15 protein-coding genes are annotated in these 25354 nt (G+C 41.4%); 12 read left to right on the top strand and 3 right to left on the bottom strand.

Annotated elements, in window-relative coordinates; all coding sequences use genetic code 11:
- Positions 1-39: 39 nt before the first annotated feature.
- Positions 40-1164 (bottom strand): glycosyltransferase family 4 protein, encoded by a 1125-nt coding sequence (locus KKD45_03405; protein MBU4309551.1) that lies wholly within the window; start codon positions 1162-1164, stop codon positions 40-42.
- Positions 1165-1174: 10 nt separating this feature from the next.
- The gene (locus KKD45_03400) at positions 1175-2617 is read right to left on the bottom strand and encodes a flippase (GenBank protein MBU4309550.1); all 1443 of its coding nucleotides are present in this window, start codon (positions 2615-2617) and stop codon (positions 1175-1177) included.
- A gap of 67 nt (positions 2618-2684) precedes the next feature.
- Between KKD45_03400 and KKD45_03395 the strand changes: the two genes are divergently transcribed.
- The 5 genes from KKD45_03395 (at position 2685) to KKD45_03375 (ending at position 6031) form a co-directional block, all read left to right on the top strand.
- Positions 2685-3143 carry a pilin gene (locus tag KKD45_03395; GenBank protein MBU4309549.1) on the top strand — a complete coding sequence of 153 codons (459 nt, stop codon included), beginning with the start codon at positions 2685-2687 and terminating at the stop codon, positions 3141-3143.
- Positions 3136-4143, top strand: coding sequence for a hypothetical protein (locus tag KKD45_03390; protein MBU4309548.1), 1008 nt, complete (start codon positions 3136-3138; stop codon positions 4141-4143). Before KKD45_03395 ends, KKD45_03390 begins: the two co-directional genes overlap by 8 nt.
- 17 nt (positions 4144-4160) lie before the next feature.
- Positions 4161-5015: an ROK family protein gene (locus KKD45_03385; protein ID MBU4309547.1), complete on the top strand. Its 855-nt coding sequence runs from the start codon at positions 4161-4163 to the stop codon at positions 5013-5015.
- Between the two features lie 205 nt (positions 5016-5220).
- Entirely contained in the window at positions 5221-5685 is a 465-nt protein-coding gene (locus KKD45_03380; GenBank protein ID MBU4309546.1) for a 23S rRNA (pseudouridine(1915)-N(3))-methyltransferase RlmH, read from the top strand.
- 130 nt (positions 5686-5815) lie between these two features.
- A complete protein-coding gene (locus tag KKD45_03375) occupies positions 5816-6031 on the top strand; it encodes a hypothetical protein (protein ID MBU4309545.1) in 216 nt (71 codons plus the stop codon).
- A gap of 62 nt (positions 6032-6093) precedes the next feature.
- On the opposite strand, the gene KKD45_03370 is transcribed toward KKD45_03375, so the two are convergent.
- Positions 6094-7479 (bottom strand): mannose-1-phosphate guanylyltransferase/mannose-6-phosphate isomerase, encoded by a 1386-nt coding sequence (locus KKD45_03370; GenBank protein MBU4309544.1) that lies wholly within the window; start codon positions 7477-7479, stop codon positions 6094-6096.
- Positions 7480-7710: 231 nt separating this feature from the next.
- Between KKD45_03370 and KKD45_03365 the strand changes: the two genes are divergently transcribed.
- From KKD45_03365 to KKD45_03335, 7 genes are all read left to right on the top strand, one after another.
- Positions 7711-8232: a hypothetical protein gene (locus KKD45_03365; GenBank protein ID MBU4309543.1), complete on the top strand. Its 522-nt coding sequence runs from the start codon at positions 7711-7713 to the stop codon at positions 8230-8232.
- Between the two features lie 151 nt (positions 8233-8383).
- Positions 8384-8845, top strand: a complete 462-nt coding sequence (locus tag KKD45_03360; protein ID MBU4309542.1) for a hypothetical protein — start codon at positions 8384-8386, stop codon at positions 8843-8845.
- 148 nt (positions 8846-8993) lie between these two features.
- Positions 8994-11690, top strand: a complete 2697-nt coding sequence (locus KKD45_03355) for a valine--tRNA ligase (protein MBU4309541.1) — start codon at positions 8994-8996, stop codon at positions 11688-11690.
- Positions 11691-11832: 142 nt separating this feature from the next.
- Positions 11833-12693, top strand: a complete 861-nt coding sequence (gene mutM / locus KKD45_03350; GenBank protein MBU4309540.1) for a bifunctional DNA-formamidopyrimidine glycosylase/DNA-(apurinic or apyrimidinic site) lyase — start codon at positions 11833-11835, stop codon at positions 12691-12693.
- 74 nt (positions 12694-12767) lie between these two features.
- Positions 12768-13418, top strand: a complete 651-nt coding sequence (locus KKD45_03345; protein MBU4309539.1) for a DUF1566 domain-containing protein — start codon at positions 12768-12770, stop codon at positions 13416-13418.
- A gap of 174 nt (positions 13419-13592) precedes the next feature.
- Positions 13593-15641 (top strand): hypothetical protein, encoded by a 2049-nt coding sequence (locus tag KKD45_03340; GenBank protein MBU4309538.1) that lies wholly within the window; start codon positions 13593-13595, stop codon positions 15639-15641.
- A gap of 212 nt (positions 15642-15853) precedes the next feature.
- The coding region (locus tag KKD45_03335) for a VCBS repeat-containing protein (GenBank protein ID MBU4309537.1) at positions 15854-25354 on the top strand (9501 nt) is incomplete at its 3' end.

Raw genomic sequence — 25354 nt, 5'->3', positions numbered from 1 at the left:
ACCCTCTCCTGGCAAGGAGAGGGAGAAAATATGATAATATTATTTTAAAACCGCCAATAGGGTATCTACCATTGTATCAAGATTATAGTTTTTGTCAACCTGAAACTTGGCTGCTTCGCCGAGTTTGTGGCATAATACTTTGTGCTTATAGAGATTGATAATTTCGTCAGCTAAGAGTTCGCTGTCTTCTTTTTCAATGATTTTGCCATTATTATTGGTGCTGATTAGGTCGTCGATGCCGGTATTCCAAAAACCGATGATAGGCAGGTTGGCTTTCATGGCGGTTAGGGTAATTTCAATGTCGGCGAGATGGAGTTCTCTGCTTGTTGAAACGAAGATGTCGAAGTTGTCTAGCCATTTGCGCGGAAATTTTTGTTCACCCACGAACCAGGTGATATTTTCGATATTCATTTTTTTGGCGAGCCAGCTGAGGGTTTTTCTTTCTTCACCGTCGCCAATAATAATTAATTGTAGGTTTGGTAAAACAGAAATACATTTTTCGATTGCATGAAAAAGCATTTCAATATTTTGATTTTTGTTGAGTTCAACGGCGGTCCCAATGGTGAAATATTTTTTGGCCCCTTCGGCATGTTCGGCTTTGGAAAGTTCTTCAAAAATATTTTCTTGGCGTTCGTGATTATTTTTGATACCAAGAGGAATGACTTTGATTACAGATTTTAAAGAAATGAGTTTATTAATTTTGTCTTTGGTCTTTTGATTGAAAACAATAACAGTGGCGAGTTGAGAAGAAAGCTTGATAATTTTTTGTAGGCCAATATTTAAATTATTGGTTTCTGTTTCTGGTAAAAAGAGCCAAATATTTTTTATTTTTAAAAGTTTAGCCGGGATAGTGTAGATAATTTTTTCAAACCAATTGAAATAAATAATCGTGTTTGTTTTCTTTTTGAGCTTGTAATAAAGAATTGCGAAAAAACCGTAAACTAGAGTAAGCGGTAGAAAGACAATTAGCAAAATAGCTAGGAGAGTTGCTGGTTGTTGATGTGCGCGGATTTTTTGGGCTGGATATTTTTTTTCGAGCGCTAATTTGATCAAGCGTGAATCATGTGAAAGAAAGCACAAGCTATGATCTTTATTGCTCAACTCTTCAAAGATGGGAAAAAGAGGTTTGATGTTGTAGTAGGAATTTATAATAAGGATTTGCATAAATTGATTTTTATTTTTTTAACAGCTCAATGATTTCTTTTCGATTTAGTCCATTGAATAAAAATAAAAAGAAAAAGTAAATAAGAATAGCGACTGTTAGCACGATAAGTAAATTATTAATTTGGAAAAAATGTAATAGCCAAATGCTAGCGCACATTAATAAAGAGGCGGCGCCAGTTTGGATGATTATTTTTAGATTGGGCAAAAATCTGGTGTATTTCCAGATGATGTAAATCGAGGCTAGGGCGATGACACTTTCGGAGTAGACCGTTACCCAGGCAGCGGCGTAGTAGGAATAGAGCGGGATGAGGAGTAGATAGCCGATGACGGAGGTGACAGCGGTAAAAAGATATGCCTTGATGACGGCTTTTTGTTTTTCAATCGCGATAATAGCGTGGGCAAGCATGTTGCCCAAAAAGATCATGCCAGCAGCCAGGATTAGGATTTGCAAGATTTTTCCAGAGCCGGAAAAATCTGGGCCAGCAACCAGTGTCATTATATCCTTGGCTAAGAGTTGAGTGCCTAGGCTTACAGGAATAGCGATGATGGCCATGACGTTGAAGGATTTTTGCAGGACAGTGCTAAATTCTTCTTTTTTGCCCTGCGACCAGGACAGGGTTAGGATGGGCAGGATGATGCCGGCGAACATAAACGGTAGGGTGACCAGAACGTCAATAACTTTGTAAGCAGCGCCGTATAAACCAACCTCGGCCAGGATGCCGATATCGCTCTGACGGTCGACAATGGATAGAAGTAGCGTGTCGGTTTTTAAATAAATTAAATTGAGAGTAATTGTGAGTGCGAGTGGCCAGGACTTGATCATTATTTCTTGCCAAAAGCGAAAATCGAAGCGCAGTTTTATAATCGTGAATTGGCGAGAAAAGTAGAAGTGAAAAATAAAATTCACCAAACTAGATAAAGATGTGACAAGGAGGATACTCAAGAGCCCGTAGTTAAATTTGTACACAATTACAATGCCAACAACTAAGAAGACGCGACTGACAATGTCGGCGATGGAAACTTTGTCCATGCGGAGATTTTTTTGGAAAACGCCAACGAGAACCTGATTGAGGGCAATAAATAAAAAAGAAAAAGAGGCGATGATGATGCCCATTTTCATGGCAGCACTGTAAGGAAAGAAAACTGCGATCAGGGGAGCGGGTGCTAAGAAGATCAGGGCGGAGACTAGGCGGAGACCAAAAAGATTGCCCAAGACATAATCTTCGTCAATATCGGGCTTGCTAATCATCTGAACGGTAATTAGGGTTAGGCCTAAATCAGCGGCAATGGCAAAAAAAGACAGATAGGTCACCACGGTTGTGTATTCACCAAAACCCGTTTGGCCAAGTTGGCGGGTGATGATTGCTACGGCGGCCAAGGCTAAAGCGGTAGAAATAACCTTGCTGACGATTTGAATGATGGTATTATAGGCAATTTTAGTGGATAAGCGCATAGTTTATGTTCAAAGAATTAATTTTATGGTATATTATAAGAAGTTATAATTATTATATCAAAATTATATGAATAAATCCAAAAAAATTGTAAGTTTTGCAATATTGCTAGTTATGGCAGTATTTCAGATGAGTTTTATGTCTAATGTTCATCAAGTAATCGCCGGTCCGCTTAATCTTAATAATCAAGAAGGAATGGCTCCGGGTAGCGGACAGATTGATTCCGCCTTTGGGACCAATCCTAATAAAGATGTTCGAGAAATTATAGTTTCATATGTTAAAATATTTTTGGGGTTATTGGGGTTGATATTCGTGATTTTAATTATATTAGCAGGTTATAAATACATGATGGCTGGTGATAATAAGGTCACAGAAGAAGCATTGTCTCAAATTAAGAATGCCGTGATTGGTTTGGCGATAATCTTGGCAGCTTATGGCGTTACTATTTTTGTCGGTAATCAAATAAATACAGCTACTTCTAGCACAACTTTGATAGATAGTGCTTTTTTTGATATATTTTATGTTTAAATCTCTAAGAATATTAAAATATTTTTTTCTTTTCTTCTTTCTTCTGTTGGTGATAGTTATTACTTTGAGCCAAATCCATATTCCCAAGAGAAATGAATTAAAATATGGCGTCACTTTTTCTCAAAAACAAGCAATGGCACTAGGCCTGGATTGGAAAAAGACCTATATTGCCATGTTGGATGAATTGGGTGTTAAGAAATTGCGCCTGTCGGCTTATTGGGATGATTTGCAATCAGTTGAGGGTGGAGAATATACTTGGAACGACCTGGATTGGCAAATTAGTGAAGCGTCTAGTCGTAATGCGGAAATCGTTTTAGCAATGGGTGGGAGACTGCCTCGCTGGCCAGAGTGTCATTATCCAGAATGGGTGAATAATTTAGATAAAGATAAAAAGGAAAAATATACCTTGGATTATTTGGAGAAAACTATTTTGCGATATAAGGAAAATAAAAACATAACCGCTTGGCAGGTAGAAAATGAACCGTTTTTGAAATATTTTGGCATTTGTCCACCTCTTGATAGTAATTTCTTGGACAAGGAAATTGCTTTGGTAAAAAAACTAGATTCACGTCCAGTAATTGTGACTGATTCCGGAGAACTGTCCCTATGGGTTCCGGCAGCTAAGCGTGCCGATATCTTTGGTACGACTATGTACCGAGATACTTATTCGGCTAAGCTAGAAAGATATGTTCATTATCCAATCACACCAGCATTTTTTCGTTTTAAGAAAAATGTGACCAGTTTTTTTGCTAAACCGCAGAAGTGGGTCGTGATTGAAATGCAGGGCGAGCCTTGGGGGCCGAAGCCGTTTCAAAATTTGAGCGAAGAGGAAAGAAGTAAGACTATGAATTTACAAAAATTTAAAGATATGATAGAGTTCTCCTCAACTACGGGATTCAGCGAGTTTTATCTTTGGGGCGTTGAATGGTGGTATTGGGAAAAAGAAATACAGAATAATCCTGATATTTGGGAAGCGGCTAAGGAGTTGTATCAAAAATAACAATTAATTTATATTTTATGAGTAATGATTATACAATTGGTGTCGACATTGGTGGTACTAATATGAAGGCCGTTCTTTTTGATGGCAAAAAAGTGGTGTCACGACTTTCATTAGCAACGCCAAAGGATAGCTTGGATCATTTATTAATCATGATTAAGGCCTTGATTGAGCCCTTGGAGGAGGAAGCAAAGAAAGATCGATGTAAAATTGTTGGCATTGGTTTAAGTGTGGCTGGATTGGTTGATTTTGATGAACAAAAAATTGTACAAGCACCGAATGTGGATATTTTAAATAATGTGAAGTTGGCGCAAATAGTTCAAGAGAAAACGGGTTATCGATCGGTGATGGATAATGATGGTAAATGTTTTGTTCGTGCTGAGGTTTTGTTGGGAGCGGCGAAAAAACATACCAATGTTTTTGGCGTGGCCTTGGGCACGAGCGTGGGCTCATCTTGGTGGGTAAACGGTGATATTTATCGCGGACATAGAAATGGCGCTGGTGAGATTTGTAGTATGATTGTTAATTTTTCTGAAAAAATTTCCCTAGAAGATGCTTATATGAAATTATTGCAAGCCAGTCCGGCGAAGTTGTCTGACCAGGCTTATCACGGTGATGATTTTGCGATAAAGTCATACGAAGAAGTCGGCCAAATTTTAGGTATTGCCTTGGCTAATGTGGTAAACACGATTGATCCGGAAGTTTTTGTCGTCGGTGGTGGTGTAATGGAGTCAAGTCCATTGTTTTTGCCGGAATTAAAAAAGACTATGCGAGAATTTGTTGGCAATCCGGAGGCAAAGAAGATTGATATTTTGAAGAGCAAACTCGGCAGTGAGGCAGGTGCGATTGGCGCAGCGCTGTTATTGCAAATTTAATGGCTCCCTCACCCTAACCCTCTCCCGGCGGGGCGAGGGAACTTGTAGAACTTCTTTTTTTAAAAAAAATAAATTATCCATTAATATTCATGACGAGTGCAGTCTCCCTCTCCTTTGCAGGAGAGGGTTAACGTAATCCTCGTCCAATTCATAATAAAGGGGACGGGGTGAGGTAGAACGGTGGTGTTTAATATTTTTAACTTCTATGTATAGTATAACGATTTTAGCTGTCGGAAAATTAAAAGAAAAAATATACCGCGATGGGGTGGCGGAGTATTTGAAACGTTTAAAACCATACGCCAAAATTAAAGTGGTAGAGTTGGCACCTGAAGCTTTTGGTGAAACCAATCGCGAGCAGGCGAAGGAGAAAGAGAATCAGAGAATTTTAGATTATCTTGAAAAAAATAAGGACAAGAAAATTATTTGCTTAACTGAGGGCGGGACTGAATATTCATCAATGGAATTCTCAAAATTTTTAAATAAAACTAATCAAGAAATTATTTTTATAATCGGCGGTGCTCTAGGGTTTTCAAGTAAAACTTTGAGTAAAATGGATGTTAAATTATCTTTGTCTAAAATGACTTTTCTGCATGAAATGGCAAGATTGATATTGGTTGAGCAGATTTATCGGGCACAAATGATAGAGAGTGGGAAGAGTTATCACTATTAAATAATTATTATTTAAAGGTGTTGTGCTCAAGACAATGGATTGACTTTTTCCAATCTTTGTGCTATATATAAGGGTTATTTATATAATGGTTTGTTCATTTGAAGTATAACTTAAAAAAAGGGGGGTGGATATGCTCAGGAAATTTAATCTGTTTATACTCGTGGTCGCCATCCTGGGATTAAGCGGTTGCTCGCCTCAATTTAGCAATGCACAATGCTGTCGTATCACCACCAAGAATGGAGTAAACTATTCTGGACATGGAGAAACTAAGACGAAGGCTTTGCACTCAGCCTTGCGCAAGTGTGGCTTTTCATGTAATGAAGAATATCTCTTGTTATTTGAATGAAAAAAACAAATAAAGCTACTTTCAAAATTTGAAAGTAGCTTTTTTATTTGCTTGAGTTATATTTATTTTGAAGTTCGGTTGTAGATATCTTCATAACGAATAATATCATCTTCGCCCATGTAGTTACCAGTCTGCACTTCAATCATTTCTAAATTGATTTTACCTGGGTTTTCTAAGCGATGTATGGATAGAGATGGAATGTAGGTACTTTCGTTTTCACGCAGGAAGATGTCATTGTCACCGTTGGTAACCTTGGCTAAGCCGCGGACGATAATCCAGTGTTCGGAACGGTGATAGTGGGACTGGAGACTGAGTTTATTGCCAGGATAGACGACGATTTTCTTTACTTTGTAAATTGGAGTGTCAATTAAGATTTCATAGCTGCCCCACGGTCGATAAGAGACGATGTTGTGTTCGATTTCTTCGCGCTTGTGCTCTTTGAGATATTTAACGATTTCTTTAACGTCTTCACTGTTGCCCTTTTTTTGAATCAAAATACAATCATTATTTTCAATAACATTAATATCATCAATTCCAAGAGTAGCGACTAGTCTATTATTCGTAGAATGGACAAAGACATTTTTGGAATTAATGCCAATGTGTTTCTGTTCTTCTTTTTTTAGAGTCTTGGAAATTTCTGCCAAACTGTCAAAGGAGCCGATGTCACTCCAACCAAATTCGCCTTCGAAGACAACCACTTTTTCTGATTTCTCAGAAATCGCAAAGTCGATGGAGATATCAGGAAGCTCGGCAAAACGAGTTAAAAAATCCTCATAAGAGAGAGCTAGAGACTGGTACATTTCTGGAGCATGATTTTTTAATTCACTAACAAAAGTCTTGGGAGTGAAAAGGTACATGCCGGAATTCCAGACATAATTTTTTGATTCTAGGTATTTTTTAGCAGTTTCTTTATTGGGTTTTTCTTTAAATTCAACGGCATTAAAAAAGCCATTTAATTTATCGCCTTTTTGAATATAGCCAAAGCCAGTCTCTGGTCCGGTTGGCGTAATGCCAATGGTGCCGATGTAGCCGTTGATACTTTCCATTGCGTTTTTGAAGATTTTTGTAAACTCTTCTTCATCGCCAATGTAATGATCAGCCGGTAAGAAGGCAATCGGAGTGTTGGGCTCGATTTGTACTTTCTCTACTAAATACTTCGTTGCCAAGGTAATAGCTGGTGCCGTGTTGCGACTTGCTGGTTCGATTAAGATTTGTTCTTTATTAAAGCCTTTTTCTAAATCACGAATTTGATTATAGACATTAAAATAATTTTCTTGATTAGTGACGAAGAAAATATTTTCACTCGGCATCACTTTTTTCATACGCAAAAAAGTCTCTTGCACGAGTGAGTTGTCACTGTAAAGTTTTAGAAATTGTTTGGGAAAATTTTTACGGCTAAGGGGCCAAAGGCGGGTGCCGGAGCCACCGCAGAGTATTACTGAATACATAATTGTACTTATCCGCAAATCATCATTAAGGATGATTTGAAATAATTTTTTATAAATAAAAAGAAAGCATTATTGCTTCCTCCTTTTAATGCATTTATTCTATCCTATAATTTGGGATTTGTCAAGTTTTCGGCATTTGCCTTATTATTTTTTTTATGTTAATTTATATTTTTCCCGGGTTGGGTAAATTTTTTTATTGTTCATTGTAAAATTCACAAAAAGGAGAAGGTAATGGAGGAGAAATTTGCTGAGAATTTTCATCTTTTAAATATGTTTGATCAGCTTGTGCCCGTTGATTATTGTCACGCGACGCAACTTGATAATTTTTTTTGGTCGTCAATTGGAAAGTCGCCGATGTTCAAAAAGTATAAAGATTGTCTTACTGACAGTAATTTTTCCGAAGTTTCTCATAAACTGGTTCCAGGGAAGACTTATGTGGTCAAGATATTTACCATAAAAATGAATCATCGGGTGACATCTGATGAATGCTTGAGATGGTTGATTTCACAAGGAGCTGTTTTTGTTGGCGCACAAGGACTTGCGTTCGCATGGAAAGCCTTTAAGGGGAAATTGCCGGTTGATAAACTCATTCTTTCATTTGATGAGAAAAATAAGCTTTGGAAGGATGATGAAGGTTCTTATCGGGTGCCGTATCTTAATCGTGAGCACGATGGAGGTTGGGCTATACACCTTGGTCATTTTGAGACCAGTTGGAGTGAAATTAATGGTCTCATTTGTTTTTGTGAAAAATAATCAATATGAATGGATTTTAGTTCAAAAAAGTATAGGGCTAGTTGTATAATACAATTAGCCCTTTTTTATTCTCCTTGACTTTTTGGGATAAATGTGCTTATATGTGCCTATAACGTTGTACATTTTAATAACTCAATATAAGGAGAGGGAGATGAAGAAAGGAACTTTTTTGTCGGCTTTTTTGGCAATGGTGATGCTGTTTGGATTTTCCGGCAATGTTTTTGCGGCCGACCTCGTAACCGTGGTGCACAAGACATTTCGGGATTTCAATTATCCGCATGAGGAAAAAGTTGTCGGCATGGAAGTTCGCACTAAGGTTAATCATCAAGAGGGAGACAGAAAGAGCTCTGAGCCTGATATTGCTAGAAGGTGGCAAGCTTTTATTGAGGGAGGCCTTAAGAGGCATGCTTGGAAAGAAGATGGATTGGCAGTTGACGATGTTATTGCCAAAAAAATAGAAATTGTGATTGGACGGCGAACCGTTATCTTTATTCATCAATGCGAATTGCCGGCTAACGAAAAAACTTTTGCCGGCAGCAATGAGCTTGATTTCGTTGAAGAGGCGATTGAAAAAATGGAAGAATGCCTGACCTACGACATGAAATTGCAGTAGCTCTTGGAAAAAAGTCATCATTGAGCGCGGTTTGAAAGAACTGCGCTTTTTTATTTGGTAATTTTACCAAAAAGCGTCCGAGTTGAAAAAAAATCAGATATTGCTATACTAAATACAACTTATTATTATCTAATCTTATTATAAAAATATGTCAGAATTGCCAAAAGCTTATGATCCGTCTGCTTGTGAGGATGGGATCTACAAAAAATGGGAAGAGTCGGGGTTTTTTAATCCAGATAATTTAGATTTGCCGGCGGATGCACCGACTTACACTATTGTTTTGCCACCTCCAAATATTACCGCGCAATTGCACCTTGGTCATTCGGCGATGTTTTCGATTGAGGATCTTTTGATTCGTTATCATCGCATGCGCGGGTATCGGGCTTTGTGGATTCCTGGCACGGATCACGCGGCAATTGCGACGCAGAATGTGGTGGAGAAGAAGTTGTTAAAAGAACAGGGTCTGACTCGTCATCAATTGGGGAGAGAAAAGTTGATTGAACATGTTTGGGAGTTTTTGCGTGAGACACAAGCAACAATTTTACATCAAGCGCGCAAGATGGGTTCGTCGATGGATTGGTCGCGCGAGGCTTTTACCTTGGATGAACAACGGGAAAAGGCGGTACGCAAATTATTTGTCGATATGTATAATGAGGGCGTGATCTACAAAGGTGAGCGAATCGTCAATTGGTGCCCGCGTTGCAAGTCAACTTTGGCTGATGATGAAATGGAATATAAGAATCAAAGCGCAAAAATATATACTTTTAAATACAGTGAAGATTTTCCGTTTACGATTGCGACGACACGACCAGAGACCAAACTAGGTGACACAGCCGTGGCTGTGAATCCGAAAGATGAGCGGTATAAACAATATATCGGTCAAACTTTTGAGGTGGATTTTTGCGGACAGCCATTGGAATTGAAAATCATTGCCGATTGGGAAGTAGATATGGAATTTGGTACTGGCGCTCTGGGTGTAACTCCGGCGCATTCGATGGTGGATTGGAAAATGGCTGAGAATAATGATTTGGCAATAATTAAAGTGATCAATGAGGAGGGAAAGATTCACGACGGCTTTGGCGAGTATTCCGGCAAGACGGTTTTGGAAGCACGAGAAATGGTGGTGGCAGAATTAAAGAAGCGCGGATTATTAGTGAGTGAAGAAGAGATGGATAATAATCTGTCGGTTTGCTATCGTTGCGACACCGCAATTGAGCCTTTGCCATCGAAGCAATGGTTTGTTGATGTTGATAAAAAATTAGATAGACTGGGTGGATTGTCAATGAAAGAAAAAGCGATCTTGGTCGCGCAGGAAGGCGAGATAAAATTCGTGCCGCATCGTTTTGCGAAGCGCTATATGGATTGGATGAATAATTTGCACAACTGGTGTATTAGTCGTCAGATTTGGTTCGGTCATCGAATTCCGGCGTGGTATCGCACAAACAATGAAATTAACTCCCTCGCCCCGGCGGGAGAGGGTTGGGGTGAGGGGCAGACGGAGAGTGTTGAAATTTATGTTGGTATAGAAAAACCGGAAGGTGAAGGTTGGACACAAGACGAGGATTCACTTGACACCTGGTTCTCCTCTGGCATGTGGACTTTCTCAACTTTGGGTTGGCCAGATACTTTTGCTAATGGAGTAAAGTCGGGTGATTTGCAAAAATTCCATCCGACGCAAGTTTTGAATACCGGTTACGAAATTTTGACTTTGTGGGTGTCGCGCATGATTATGATGTCCTTGTTTGCCGTGGGCGAGATTCCTTTTGAGACTGTTTATTTGCATGGAATGATTTTGGATAATAACGGCAAAAAGATGAGCAAGTCCAAGGGTAACGGAATCGACCCGATTATTGTGATTGATAAATTTGGCACTGATGCAGTTCGTTTGTCATTGCTGATTGGTTCAACGCCTGGTAATGACACACGTATCGGTGAGGACAAGATTGAGAGTTATCGTAATTTTGTAAACAAGCTTTGGAATGTGTCGCGTTATGTTATTTCTAGCTATGATATACAAACCGTTGGCGATAAACTAAATTTTGAAAATTTAACCTTGTGGGACAAGTGGATCTTGTCAGAACTACGAAACGTGGCTTCTCAGGTTGAACAAAATTTAGTGAAATATGAATTTTCATTGGCGGCCGAGGAAATCAAGCGTTTTACTGTCGATGTTTTGGCTGATTGGTACTTGGAAGTAAGTAAGTTTGAAAAAAATCCGGAGAAAAATATTGTTCTCAATATTGTCTTGCGTGATTTGTTACGCTTGTGGCATCCGTTTATTCCCTTTGTGACGGAATATATTTGGGAGTATTTGGGTAATGAAAAGATGTTGATGATTGATAAATATCCTGACGCTCAGCAATATGACAAGGAATGGATTGGATTTTCCGATGATGGCGTTAATGATCAAATAAAGATGGTTCAGGAAGTAATTACTTCAATCCGTAATGCACGTAGCGAGAACAAAGTTGAGCCAACAAGAAAGGTTAAGGCGGTGATTTATGCCGGTGATAAATTGGAAATGATTAAGGCGCAGGCGGTTTTGATTAAGAGTTTGCGCACCGGTATCGAAGATTTGGAAATCGTCGAAACTGGCGAAGAATTAAGTGAGGCGATCTACGTGGTTGTCGGTGATGTAAAGATTTATTTGTTGGGAGCGATTGATAAGGAAAAGGAACAAGCACGAATTAACAAAGAGATTGAGAGACTAGAAAAATTTATTACTGCCTTGGAAGGAAAATTGAAAAATAAAGAGTTCGTCGATAAAGCGCCGAAAGAGGTGGTGGAGAAAGAACAGATGAAATTGGCAGAGGTGAAGGTGGAGTTGGAGAATCTTAAAAAGTAATAAAATAGCGCTATATAGTTCCCTCTCCTCTGCAGGAGAGGGGCAGGGTGAGGTAGAGCGGTCAAATAATATCAGATGTAGCATTTTTAATAATGCTCCCTCACCCCAGCCCTCTCCCGGCGGGGCGAGGGAGTTTAAATGTATGCCAGAATTGCCGGAAGTTGAGACAATTAAAAATGACTTGCGGGCGAAAATCGTGCGCAAGAAAATTACTGCCCTAGAGCTCACAAATAAAGGCAGTGTTCGTTTGACCAATGATTTTGAAAAAAAAATTGTGCAGGCCTTTTTCGTGGAGATAAACCGCAAGGGCAAACTTTTGATATTTAAATTAAGTGGCGGTGATTATTTATTGATTCATTTAAAGATGACAGGACAACTGATTTATCAGGCAAGACAGCGCGGTAAGGATATTTATATTGCCGGTGGTCACGGTCAGGAGATGGAAGATTTGCCAAATCGGCATACGCGAATAATTTTGCGCTTTGCAGATAACGCCAATCTTTATTTCAATGATTTACGTAAATTTGGCTATTGGCAATTAGTGAATGAGGCAGAGCTACAAAAAGTGCTAGCGAAGTATGGACCGGAGCCATTGGAGAAGGAATTTAAGAAAAAATATTTACAAAAGATATTTCAAAAAACGAGTCGTCTAATCAAGGCGGTGCTTTTGGATCAGAGCTTGATTGCTGGGATCGGTAATATTTATGCTGATGAGATTTTATTCGCGGCAGCAGTACGTCCAGATCGTCGTGCGGCTAGTTTGTCTGAAGGGGAAATTGAAGAGATTTGGAAGAATTCCAGAACGGTAATTAAAAATGCCATTAAATATCGAGGCACGACTTTTAATAATTACCGTGACGCGGAAGGGCGCAAGGGTAATTATGTTCAGAAATTAAAAGTTTATGGTCGCAAAAATTTGCAGTGTTTGCGTTGCGGCCATAAAATAATTAAACAAAAAATCGCCGGGCGGGGGACGTCTTATTGTGAATGGTGTCAGAAATAACTCCAATAAAAAATTTTTGAGAAAAAGAAAAAAATGCTATAATAAATATATAATAAATTTGTAAAAATAATTTTATGTTCAAATCTTTGAAATCGAAAACTATTTTCCGGATTCCGACGGTGGCACTTATTGCTGCGGTAGCTGTTTTGGCGGGTGGGGCGGTTGTTTGGGGGGTGATGGTTTCGGACACGTTTACCAGCACCAGTAAGGTGGCCGCGACTTGGCAGACGACGGTGGCGACTAGCACGGGGGAGGTGACTTTGAAGGAGCAGAGTTGTGACAATGGTCCTTGGTTTTGTGCTGATACTGCGGTTTGTACAAGCACTTTGGCTGATGGTAATGGCTTGCTGGTTGCTCGGACGGATGTTTCGCCAAATATGTGGAAAAATGTCGACACTGCTTGCGACCCGCCACAATGCTCAATTACCGGAGGGCAAACAGATAATCTGGTTGCTGACAATACAGTTATCTTTGGAGCCACTTATCCAGCACGTGAAGCTTGCAAGGCGCTAGGTGGTCGCTTGCCAACCAAGGATGAACTTAGTTGTATATACACCAATAGAGCAACTTTTGGTAATAATTTTATATCTAGTGGTTATTGGTCTTCTACGGAGAGTAGCGCTGCGTATGCCTGGCTCGTCTTTTTTAATACTGGAACGCCAAACCCCAACTTTAACAAGTCTATCGGATATTACGTCCGTTGTGTTCGGGGGTGGTCAAATTAGGTTTAGGGTTTTAGTAATTTGGTATTTAAAACATGGATATGATATTTACCTATTAAAAATTTCTAAACTGTGATTAATGTGATTTTTATGATTTGTGCGGTAATAAAAATTTATTAACATAATTATAGTTAAGGTATAAACTAAATGGTTACGTGATACTTTTTAGTGGAATGTATGGCAAAGATTTTACACAAAAACTTAATATTTTTCGTTTTCGGATTTTTGTTGTTTAGTTTTGTCATGGCCGGAAAGACACAGGCGGCTACTTATTTCAACCAAGGCACCCTCCTTTCCACGAATATTCTCTCCGGCGTTTCCAGTGTTTATGTCCTGACTATATTTAACGCCACCACCACCATCCCCGCCAGTACGACAGTTAGCGTCCAATTCTCCCAAGACGGTACGAATTTTTTTAACGCTTCCAATACCGCCTGGGCATGGACTTCGCTAGCCAGCGGAACAAATGCTATTAATTTAATCGGATTTAATTGGGTAGGGGCGAATTTTTATTATAAATTAAAACTGGAATCTACCGCTTCAACTACGTCGCCGACAGTGCAAGACGTGGCCGTGAATTACAATGATACGCCATTCATTCCCACGGTAACAACCAATTCAGAATATGTCTATTCCCGATACGAAGCCTGGTTGGACGGAACAATCACCGCTACCAATGGAGAAAATGCCGATCAAAGAGGCTTTGAATGGGGAACCAGCACAGGCAGTTACATAGTCGGCTCCGCCATCGAATCTGGTAATTATGCCATAAATAGCATTTTTCAAATGAAGATAGCGCAATTTCAGCCAGGCACCACCTACTACTACCGCGCCAAAGCCCACAACAGCATCGGCTGGGGCTATGGCAGTGAGAGGAGTTTTACCACTCCGGCTGTGCCTGCTTATTCTAGCCAAGGCACCCTCCTTTCCACGAATATTCTCTCCGGCGTTTCCAGTGTTTATGTCCTGACTATATTTAACGCCACCACCACCATCCCCGCCAGTACGACAGTTAGCGTCCAATTCTCCCAAGACGGTACGAATTTTTATAACGCCTCCAATACCGTCGGGGCATGGACTTTGCTAGCTAGCGGAACAAATGCGATTGATTTAGTCGGATTGAATTTTGTGGGCGCAAATTTTTATTACAAATTAAAATTGGAAACCACCGCTTCAACTTCATCGCCGACAGTGCAAGATGTGGCGGTAAATTACAACGATACGCTCGTTATTCCCACGGTAACGACCAATTCAGAATATGTCTATTCCCGATACGAAGCCTGGTTGAATGGCACAATCACCGCGACGAACGGAGAAAATGCCGATCAAAGAGGTTTTGAATGGGGAACAAGCACGGGTAGTTATATAGTTGGCTCAGCTGTCGAATCTGGTAACTACGCCATAAACACTAGCTTCCAAATGAAGATAGCGCAATTTCAGCCAGGCACCACCTACTACTACCGCGCCAAAGCCCACAACAGCATCGGCTGGGGCTACGGCGGTGAGCGGAGTTTTACGACTCCCGAAGGACCTAGATATTCTAATTATGGTGTATTTTTGTCGAATAATTATTTAAGCGGTATAACGGCGGATTCGATAAATTATTTTGGCTATAATGTGTCGTCTTTGCCGGCGTCAACAACGATTAGTGTTCAGTTTAGTCAAGATAATACGAATTGGTATAATGCTTCTGGGACATTATGGGCTTGGCAAAGCATGTCGAGCGGATATCACTTGTCAACATCGACGGCGATAAGTCTGTCCAGCCTATCCTGGTCTGGTTCGAATTTTTATTACAAAATAAAATTTGAAACATTAATCAGTACCAGCACGCCAGTGCTTGATGCTGTGGGATTGATTTACTATATATTGCCTAGCGTTACAACAGCATCGTCAACCCAGGTCGCCTCCAAAATTTTAACGGCGAACGGTGTCATTAATTCTGTCGGTTCCGATCCGGTCACTGTCAGAGGATTTAAATATGGTCTCACGGCGACCAGCACTTGGACGGTTTCTGAGTCGAGTAATTATCCAGTTGGGCCTTTTAAGATGCAAATTCCAAATTTAAGTCCTAATACGATGTATTATGTTAGAACCTTTGCGACTAATGAGGGCGGTACAGCTTATGGAGCATATATTTCTACCACCACAATGTCTCAACAAACTGGCAGTTCGATGATGTTTAATAAAAATTTGAAATTTAACAAAAATTTGAATTTTCGATAGGTAATAAAACTGATGTAAATATAGCAAGAATATGGTATAGTTTCTTTTGTTAAATTTTTTGTGAAAAAGGAAAAAAATGGTATAATAATCCTATCTGTGGATAAAGAGACCCAGTCATTAAAATAGAGTTAAAAACAAAAGCAAAATAAAAACAGACAGAAAACAAAAATATTTAATTTTACAACGAACTCAGATTAATTAAATATTTCTTCATGCGCATCCCCATGCTTTTGAGAAAGAATAATATAAAATTAGCGAAGCTAATACCATTTTTTGTTTTGGTATTAGGTTTTTTTGTATTTAAGGGTGTTTTGGCGGCGAATTATTGGGTAACTGATCCCGCTAGTTGTCCTTCGACTAATCAAACTTATTATCCAGGGCAAAATTGTGATGATTTAGATATTTGCGGCACGCTTTCTGGTAATATTGCACAATGTTATGATACAGATACTATTAATCCACCGGTAGCAGGTGGCACTTCCAATACGATTTATTCCGGTGCTTTGCCGGGTGGATATATTTTGGATTGTTTTGCTACCGATTCTAGTGCGAGTGGTGGTTATTGTAGTAATAATGGTGATTGGTGGTGTAATGCCAGCTCTACTTGTACAACAGTGCATCGTAAAACTGATTGTGCGGCTAATCAGGCAGGTGTAGCGACTTGTGGCACCTGTAGCACTGGTTACGAGTATTGTGACGGTTCTTATGTTGACGGCAATGGTTGCGAAGTGCAGATTGGCGTGACGGCAACAGGAACTAATGCGCACTATGAAACCGGTTGCGCAGCGACCTGTAATACTAACTATTTTGATTGTAATGCTGAAGGTCCAGCCTTGACTGATGGTTGTGAAATCCATAACGGCGCTACCTGTGTCAGTCCGAGCGGTTTGATTGGCGAATATGATAATTGCAGCGGTTTGGATGGTTATTGTCGAGTGAATGCGAGCTATTTTGAAACCGGGGTGAATGTTCGCTATGCCACCAGCTCATCATTGCTCTGGGGTACTCAATACGGCAGCGGCAATCTGATGGAATTATCGGCTAGCAATACTCCGGGGGGGATTTTTACAATTACCAATGATGGACGAGTGGGAATTGGGACTAGCACTTTGGGCGCTAATAATATGTTGACTGTCGGTTTAGATGCTGGTAGCCAGTTTATTGTGAGCAAGTCCGGTGTGGTGACTGGTGGTAGTTGGCAGGCCGGCATTATCGGCTTGGCTTACGGTGGTACTGGTCTTAACCTGGCTAGTTCGACCGGTTTTTTATATTTAAGCAATGGCACCTCAACGGCGACGACAACGATTCATATCGGCAATACTGATTTAGCTGTTGCCAATACGGGCGGTTCGACACTTTTGTCTTATGTTGGCAACACAATTACGCTAGATACGGCCGGAAATTGGATGGGAACGGTGGAAGGGATTGACCTGAGTGCGGCATCGAACACTTGGGATGCTACAACTGATTTGGTCAATGCTAGTTCATCAAGCTGGACTATGGCTTACGATGTTATTGCTGCTAGTTCATCTGAATGGTCAAATAAAGTTTCTTCACAGTGGACAACTAGTGGCTCGGATATTTACTACAATACCGGCAACGTTAGTATTGGGACTACAAGCTCAAATTACAAATTATCAATAATTGGTAACACGGCTATTTCTAGCACCTCTAATCAGTTGACCTTGATTGATTCTACCGATCCGGCTAATTATGCGTATTTCTCAAAGGAGAGTGCGAGTAATAATTTGTTTTTGTATAATACGATTTTAAAACAACCAACAAGTACATGGATAGCTAGAGACTCAAATAGGAATTGGCAATCCATTGCTATGTCCGCTGACGGTACCAAGCAAACAGCGACAGTTTATGGTGGTCAAATTTATACTTCTACCGATAGTGGCGCCACTTGGACTCCCAGAGATTCAAATAGAAATTGGAGGAGAGTGGCTATGTCTTTAGATGGTACTAAGCAAACAGCGGTGGTTAATGGTGGCCAAATATATACTTCTGCTGATAGTGGCGCCACTTGGACTCCCAGAGATTCAAATAGGGGTTGGTATGGAGTGGCTATGTCCGCTGATGGCACCAAACAAACAGCTACAGATTGGAGTCCTGGGCAACTTTACACTTCTACTGATAGTGGCGCCACTTGGACTCCCAGAGGCCCAAGTAGTTATTGGATTAGCGTAGCTATGTCCGCTGATGGCACAAAGCAAACTGCAGTCCCTAATGGTGGGCAAGCCTACACCTCTACTGATAGTGGCGTAACTTGGACTGTCAGGGGATCATATGTTAGCTGGCTTGATGTCGCAGTGTCTATTAATGGTGTTGTTCAAGCAGGTGTCGGTAATGGATACCCTAATTACGCGTCCACTGATAGTGGAGTAACTTGGACTCCAGGGACTCTGCCGTCATATGCATGGAAAGGAGTGGCTATGTCTTCAGACGGTATTAGACAGACATTGGTATCAAGCAATGGTCCAATATATGCCTCAATTGACAGTGGTGCAAATTGGACTACAAAAGACTCAACTCGTTCATGGCAAAGTGTGGCTATGTCTGCTGACGGAACTAAACAAACAGCAGTGGTTTACGGGGGTCAAATTTATACCTTTGCAAGTAATGAGGCAAAACAACAAATAGCACTAATTAATTCCAAATCCTCCACCGACCCAACTGAATACGGCATCAACACCTTCGGCAACACCAACGGCCGCACAGTGTTAGACGGATTATCACTAAGATTTAATATTGGCGGAGTAGAAAAGATGCAATTAAATTCTACCGGTTTAGCGATTGGCACTACCACTGCATCACAAATGTTAACTATCGGTTCCACGACTGGCGCCCAATTCCTAGTCTCCAGTACTGGCGTTGTCACTGCTGGCACTTGGAATGGTTCAGCGCTTACCAATACCTACATCGCTTCTAGCTCAATTTGGAATACAACGACAAACACAGTCAACGCGAGTTCATCAAACTGGACTAGTGCATATAATATTATTAATGCGAGTTCTACTGATTGGCAAAATACTTATAATACCGTCAACACCAACACTTGGCTTGCTGACGCGGACTTTGCCGCTAACGGTCTAATGGTTCGCACCGCCGCTGGTACTTATATCAACCGTACTACCACTGGCACCGCTAATCAAATTGTCGTCACTAACGGCGATGGTGTCTCTGGCAACCCAAGCTTCGGTCTCGCCAGCGCAGTCTATCTCGGCACCAGCGGTCTAATTGGAAGCGATAGTAATAATTATGTTGATTTTAACACAGCGAATCAGATTGGGTTTAAGGCGAATGGAGCGATGCGGATGGTGTTAAATAGTAGTGGCTATTTAGGAATCGGCACTACATCGCCGTCGCAAATGTTATCTATTGGCGCGACGTCTTCCCAACAATTTCTCGTAAACAACATTGGTCAAGTTATTGGTGGGGCGTGGATGGGTTCTGCAATTACTAATACCTATATCGCCTCTAGTTCGATTTGGAATGCCACTACTGTTACTGTCAACGCCAGTTCAACAAATTGGACCAGTGCTTATAATATCGTTAACGCCAGCTCATCCTCTTGGCTCTATGATGCTAAATTTGCTACCAATGGTCTAATGGTGCGCACAGCTAACGGTGTCTATACATCACGAACGGCAACCGGTACGGCTGATCAAATTTTTGTTACGAATGGCGATGGTGTGAGTGGCAATCCAACCTTCGGATTAGCCAGTGCTGTTTATCTTGGAGCAGCTGGCAAACTAGGTCGAGATGCGGATAATTTAGTTGATTTCTCAATTGATAATCAAATAACTTGGCGAACAAATGCGATTAATCAGATGGTTTTGAATTCCAGCGGTTATTTAGGAATCGGCACAACTACGCCATCAAATGCTTTAACGGTTTTGTCATCAAATGGTGCCCAATTGAGATTGGCTTACGATGCTAGTAATTACGCCGAGTTTGCGGTTGATAATACTGGTCAACTTTCTATTGGCTCAAACGGTTTCCAGACTACCATAGTTGGCGCTGGAGATGAATCTTTTCGGGTTGATGCAGCTGGAAATATAATAATCGGAACTTCAACAGCTTTGGCGAAACTAACTCTTTGGGGGACGTCTGGAATGGATTTGCTAAATATTGCTAGTTCGACTGGTAGCTCATTATTTGTTATTAAGCAAAATGGTTATCTGGGCATTGGCACCACGTCGCCATCGCAAATGTTAACTGTTGGTAATAATAATCAATTTACAGTTTCTTCTGCTGGTTTTGCAACAACAACTGGTCTTTATAGTAGTGGCCAAGGTATATTTGCGAGAATTCCAGTTGGTTCAAATGTTGGCGACGGGTCATTATACATTAATCCTTCCGCTTATGCGGTTGGAAGTGTGGTCTCTTGGTCTGCGAAGTCCGCTTGGAATGCCCCTGATATCGGTGATCAGGCTTCGCCTACATTTATTGATTTAGATTCAGATGGTGATCTTGACTTGATGATTGGTGAAACCAATGGACAAGTTTTGGCCTATGAGAATACCGGATCTAGCCTTAATCCATCTTGGACGCCTCATGCGGGATGGGATGCTCCTGCGCAAGACAATAATACTTCGCCAGCTTTTACTGATTTAGATAACGATGGTTTAGTGGATATGTTGATAGGCAGAAATGATGGTTCGTCTTATGCATATAGAAATACTGGAACATTGTCCGCACCAGTCTGGACAAGACAGGCAGGATGGGACTTGTTAGACATTGGGACAATGGCCGCTCCGGTTTTCGTTGATTTGGATAATGACGGTGATAAAGATTTATTAGTTGGTGAGGCTTCTGGAATTGCGTATGGTTATAAAAATACAGGTACAGTATTCGCACCGACTTGGTCAGCTTTTGCAAGCTGGGATGCTCCCGATATTGGTGGTTTCGCCGCACCGACTCTGGCTGACTTAGATGGAGACGGAGATTTGGATTTGATTATTGGCGATTCAAGTGGTGTATCATATGGTTATGAGAATACGGGCACTATATCTAATCCAACATGGACAGCTCATTCTTCTTGGAATACACCGGATATTGGAACTTATGGTAGCCCGACCTTTGCTGATCTGGACAATGATGGTGACAAAGATTTGCTTATTGGTTCTGCTGGTGGCGATGGCATTTCTTATGCCTATGAAAATACCGGCACTATTGGAGGAATAGTCAATACACTTTTTGGAGTAGCTGTCGATGGTTCAGAAAAGTTTAGAATTAACGCCCAGGGGAATGTAATAGCCAATGGTTCGTTGACGTTAAGCGGAGGCATTACGGCCACTGCTAATATCGGCGTGAGTGGGGCTGCTCTTTCGATAAACCAAAATGGTCTTGGCAAAATTGTTGATTTTAAAGATGGCGGAAATTCAGTTTTTGTAATCCAAGATGGTGGGTATGTTGGCATTGGCACCACTACTCCAGATCGAAAATTGTCAGTCATGGGTTCAGTTGGTATTGCCAGCACTTCCAATCAATTAACTTTGATTGATTCCGCTGATTCTGCTAATTATGCCTATTTCTCCAAAGAAAATGTAAGTAGTAATTTTTCTTTATATAATACAGTGACAAAGCAAGCAACGAATACATGGACGGCTAGAGAGACAACTAGAAATTGGTATAATGTTGCCATGTCAGTTGATGGTGTCAAGCAAGCCGCGGTGGCGTTTGGCGGACAAATCTATACTTCAGCCGATAGCGGGGCAACTTGGACAGCGCGGGATTCAGCCCGTAATTGGTATGGTGTTAGCATGTCGGCTGACGGCGTCAAACAAACAGCCGTGGTTAATGGCGGACAAATTTACACTTCAACCGATAGCGGGGCAACTTGGACACCAAGAGATTCAGCCCGTAATTGGTATGGTATTAGCATGTCGGCTGACGGCACCAAACAAACAGCCGTTGCAAATGCCGGACAAATCTATACTTCAACTGACAGTGGTGCGACTTGGACAGCGCGGGACTCGGTGAGGGATTGGTACAGTGTAGTCATCTCGGCTGACGGTACCAAACAAACAGCTGTAGTTTTAGCCGGTCAAATCTATACGTCAACCGATAGTGGTGCAACGTGGACAGCACGTGATTCAGTGAGAGATTGGTATGATGTAGCGATGTCTACTGACGGCACCAAACAAACAGCCGTTGATAGCGGAGGTCAAATCTACACCTCAACCGACAGTGGTGTTGCCTGGACAGCTAGGGATTCGAACAGAAGTTGGGCGAGCGTGGCGATGTCCGCCGACGGTGTCAAGCAGGTTGCAGTGGATTACAACGGACAAATTTATGCCTCAGCAGATTATGGCGCAACGTGGTCAGCTAGAGAATCAAGCCTAAGTTGGTCTGGTGTGGCGATGTCGGCTGACGGTACCAAACAAACGGCAGTAGTTTGGAATGGACAAATTTATACTTATGTAGGTAGTGAAACCAAACAGCAGATTGCTTTTATTAGCTCGAAAGCGAGCCTAGATCCAAGTGAATACGGCATTAACATTTTTGGCAACACCAACGGTCGCACAGTTTTGGACGGATTATCACTTAGATTTAACATCGGTGGAGCGGAGAAGATGCAATTGAATGCTAATGGTAATCTTGGCATTGGTACGACCACCTCAACGTACAAATTAACCGTTGTTGGTGGCACGGGAGAAAATCTATTACAAATAGCGACTTCGACAAATGCTGGAATATTTATAATTAATGCCAATGGAAATGTTGGTATCGGCACCACCACTCCAGCTCACAAGCTAACTGTTGCCGGTGGCACAGGTATCATTAGCGCTTCTAGCCAATTAACTTTAATTGATTCAACTGATTCGACCAATTATGCTTACTTTTCCAAAGAAAATGCTAGCAATAATTTTTCTTTTTACAATACAGTAATAAAGCAACCAACTAGCTCTTGGATAGCTCGAGATTCGTCAAGAACCTGGCAAGACGTCGCTATGACTACTGATGGCACAAAACAGACAGCCGTAGTTGAAGGGGGTCAAATTTATATTTCAGCAGACAGCGGCGCGACCTGGACAGCTAAGGATGCAAGCAGAGATTGGGTTAGCGTGACCATGTCTGCTGATGGTGTTAAGCAAACAGCGGTAGTTTTTGGTGGTCAAATATATGTATCAGCAGACAGTGGCGCGACCTGGACAGCCAAGGATTCAACTAGGAATTGGCGCAGTGTAGCCATGTCCGCTGACGGCACAAAACAAACAGCCGTAGTTGACGGAGGTCAAATTTATATTTCAGCAGACAGTGGCGCGACCTGGACAGCCAAAGATTCAAATAGGGATTGGCGCAGTGTGGCTATGTCCGCTGACGGCACCAAACAAACAGTGGTAAATAATTTGGGTCAAATTTATATTTCAGTAGACAGCGGCGCGACCTGGACGGCCAAGGATGCAAGCAGAGACTGGGTTAGCGTGACCATGTCTGCTGATGGTGTTAAGCAAACGGCGGTAGTTTGGGGTGGTCAAATTTATATTTCAGCAGACAGTGGCGCGACCTGGACAGCCAAAGATTCAAATAGGGGTTGGCAAGATGTTGCCATGTCGGCTGACGGCACTAAGCAAACGGCAGTAGTTTGGGGTGGTAAAATGTATATCTCAATTGATTCTGGTAGCACCTGGATGGAAAATGATTCTGATAGAAATTGGCAGAGCTTTACTATGTCCGCCGATGGTTCAAAGAAAGTCGCCACAGTTTATAATGGACAAATTTATACTTATGTAGGCAGTGAAACGAAGGAGCAGATTGCTGTTATTAATTCTAAGTCAAGCGCTAATTCGGCAGAATACGGTATCAACACTTTCGGCAACACTAACGGTCGCACAGTTTTAGACGGACTAACACTGAGATTTAATATCGGTGGAGCGGAGAAGGTGCAATTGAATGCAAACGGCTACCTCGGCATCGGCACCACCTCACCACAATCAAAACTAACTGTCTACGGTGATGCTCTCCTAGAAGGCTCTAATCGTTATTTAAATTTTGGTACCGCGACGGGTACAGCTGGTTATGGTTTTTATGATAACGCTGGCACGATTCAGTTAAAACATGCCAGTGGCGCTTGGGGTAATTTGCCAAACTTGGTTGCTTCTGGCACAGCTGGCTATATTCCATATTTTGCTACCAATGGCAACGCCTTAACGGCGACTTCGGCTTTATTTGTGGCTAGTGATGGGAAGATTGGGATTGGAACGACTAGTCCAAGTGCCAAGCTGGATATTTGGGGTAATTTAAATGTGGCCACTGGAACTGTACCGACGCTATATGTTGATACGGCAACAAACAGGGTAGCGATTGGCAAGGCAGTATCCGAACTGATGACTACGCTTGATGTTGGCGGATATATGTCCGTGTCTAACCAGATTAATATTAGAGGCGCTTGGACGCAGTTTCAGGCCACGGACGCAGATGCTGACTTAGAGTTTAAAACTGCGGCTGGAAATGGAGCGGTTATATTTACTGTTAATGGCGCAACCAAAGCTTTGACCGCATATCAAAATGGTAATATCGGTATTGGCACCACGACCCCTTCTTACATGCTTACTGTTGGCGCGACTAGTTCGCAACAATTTCTAGTTAGCAATGTCGGCGCTGTTACTATTCCAGGTGGACTCACTTTCTCTGGTGCCAGCTCTAATATTGCCCTGGGCTCTAATTATCTCTCTGGCGACGGTGGTGATGAGGGAATATATATTGATAATGCAGGCAATGTTATGATGGGTACCACGACCGCATCGGCAAAATTAAGTCTCGACGGATTGATGTATGTCGGTGGCACCGGCACCTCAACGATTACTAGTAATCTTCAAGTTCTAGGTGCACTGAAAGTGGGCAATGCTTCAACTTATATCGACACCAATAGTATTACCTTTAGTGCCGGCGCTACGATTAATAGTAATAGTAGCATCAATTTAAATCCGGGCGCGACTAGTACGGTTAATATTGGTGGCAATGGACTAGTTTTGACTGGGACTAGTACTATGCCGACAGCTCCAACTGAAGGTCAATTTTCATATAATAACAGAACGAAAAAGATTTCCTACTATACTGGAACCGACTGGAAGGAAGTTAAAGATGGGGAGGGTGTTAGTTTTGGCACTAAAGAAGGTAATAAAACCACAGGAGCCAGTCCTTATTCAGTTGCCACCGGTGATCTTAATAATGATGGGTATATTGACTTAGCGGTTGCGAATTATGCTTCTAATACGGTCTCTACTTTTTTAAATAATGGCAATGGTGCTTTTACTGACAAGGTTGATAACGTTACTGGATTAAATCCTTATTCGGTTGCAATTGGAGATATTAACAATGATGGCTATGCGGACTTGGCGGTGGCGAACAGTAACTCGGCAACTGTCTCGACTTTTTTGAACAATCGTAACGGAACTTTTTCCGCCAAGGTGGATAAAACCACGGGCACCAGCCCATACTCGGTAGCAATCGGCGATTTAAATAACGATGGCTACGCTGACTTGGCGGTGGCAAATTATGGTTCTATTACTGTTTCGACTTTCATAAACAGCACAACGACTCCAGGAACATTTGCCGTCAAGGTGGACAACACGACAGGCACTAATCCTTATTCAGTGGCGATTGGCGATTTAAATAACGATGGCTACGCTGACTTGGCGGTGGCAAATTATGGCTCGGCTACTGTCTCAACTTTCTTAAATAATCGCAATAGCACTTTT

The sequence above is a fragment of the Patescibacteria group bacterium genome (assembly GCA_018897195.1).
Taxonomy (GTDB): Bacteria; Patescibacteriota; Patescibacteriia; order Patescibacteriales; family UBA12075; genus JAHILH01.
Note: the sequence above shows the minus strand (reverse complement) of the source record. Positions and strands in the feature narration are given on the sequence as shown.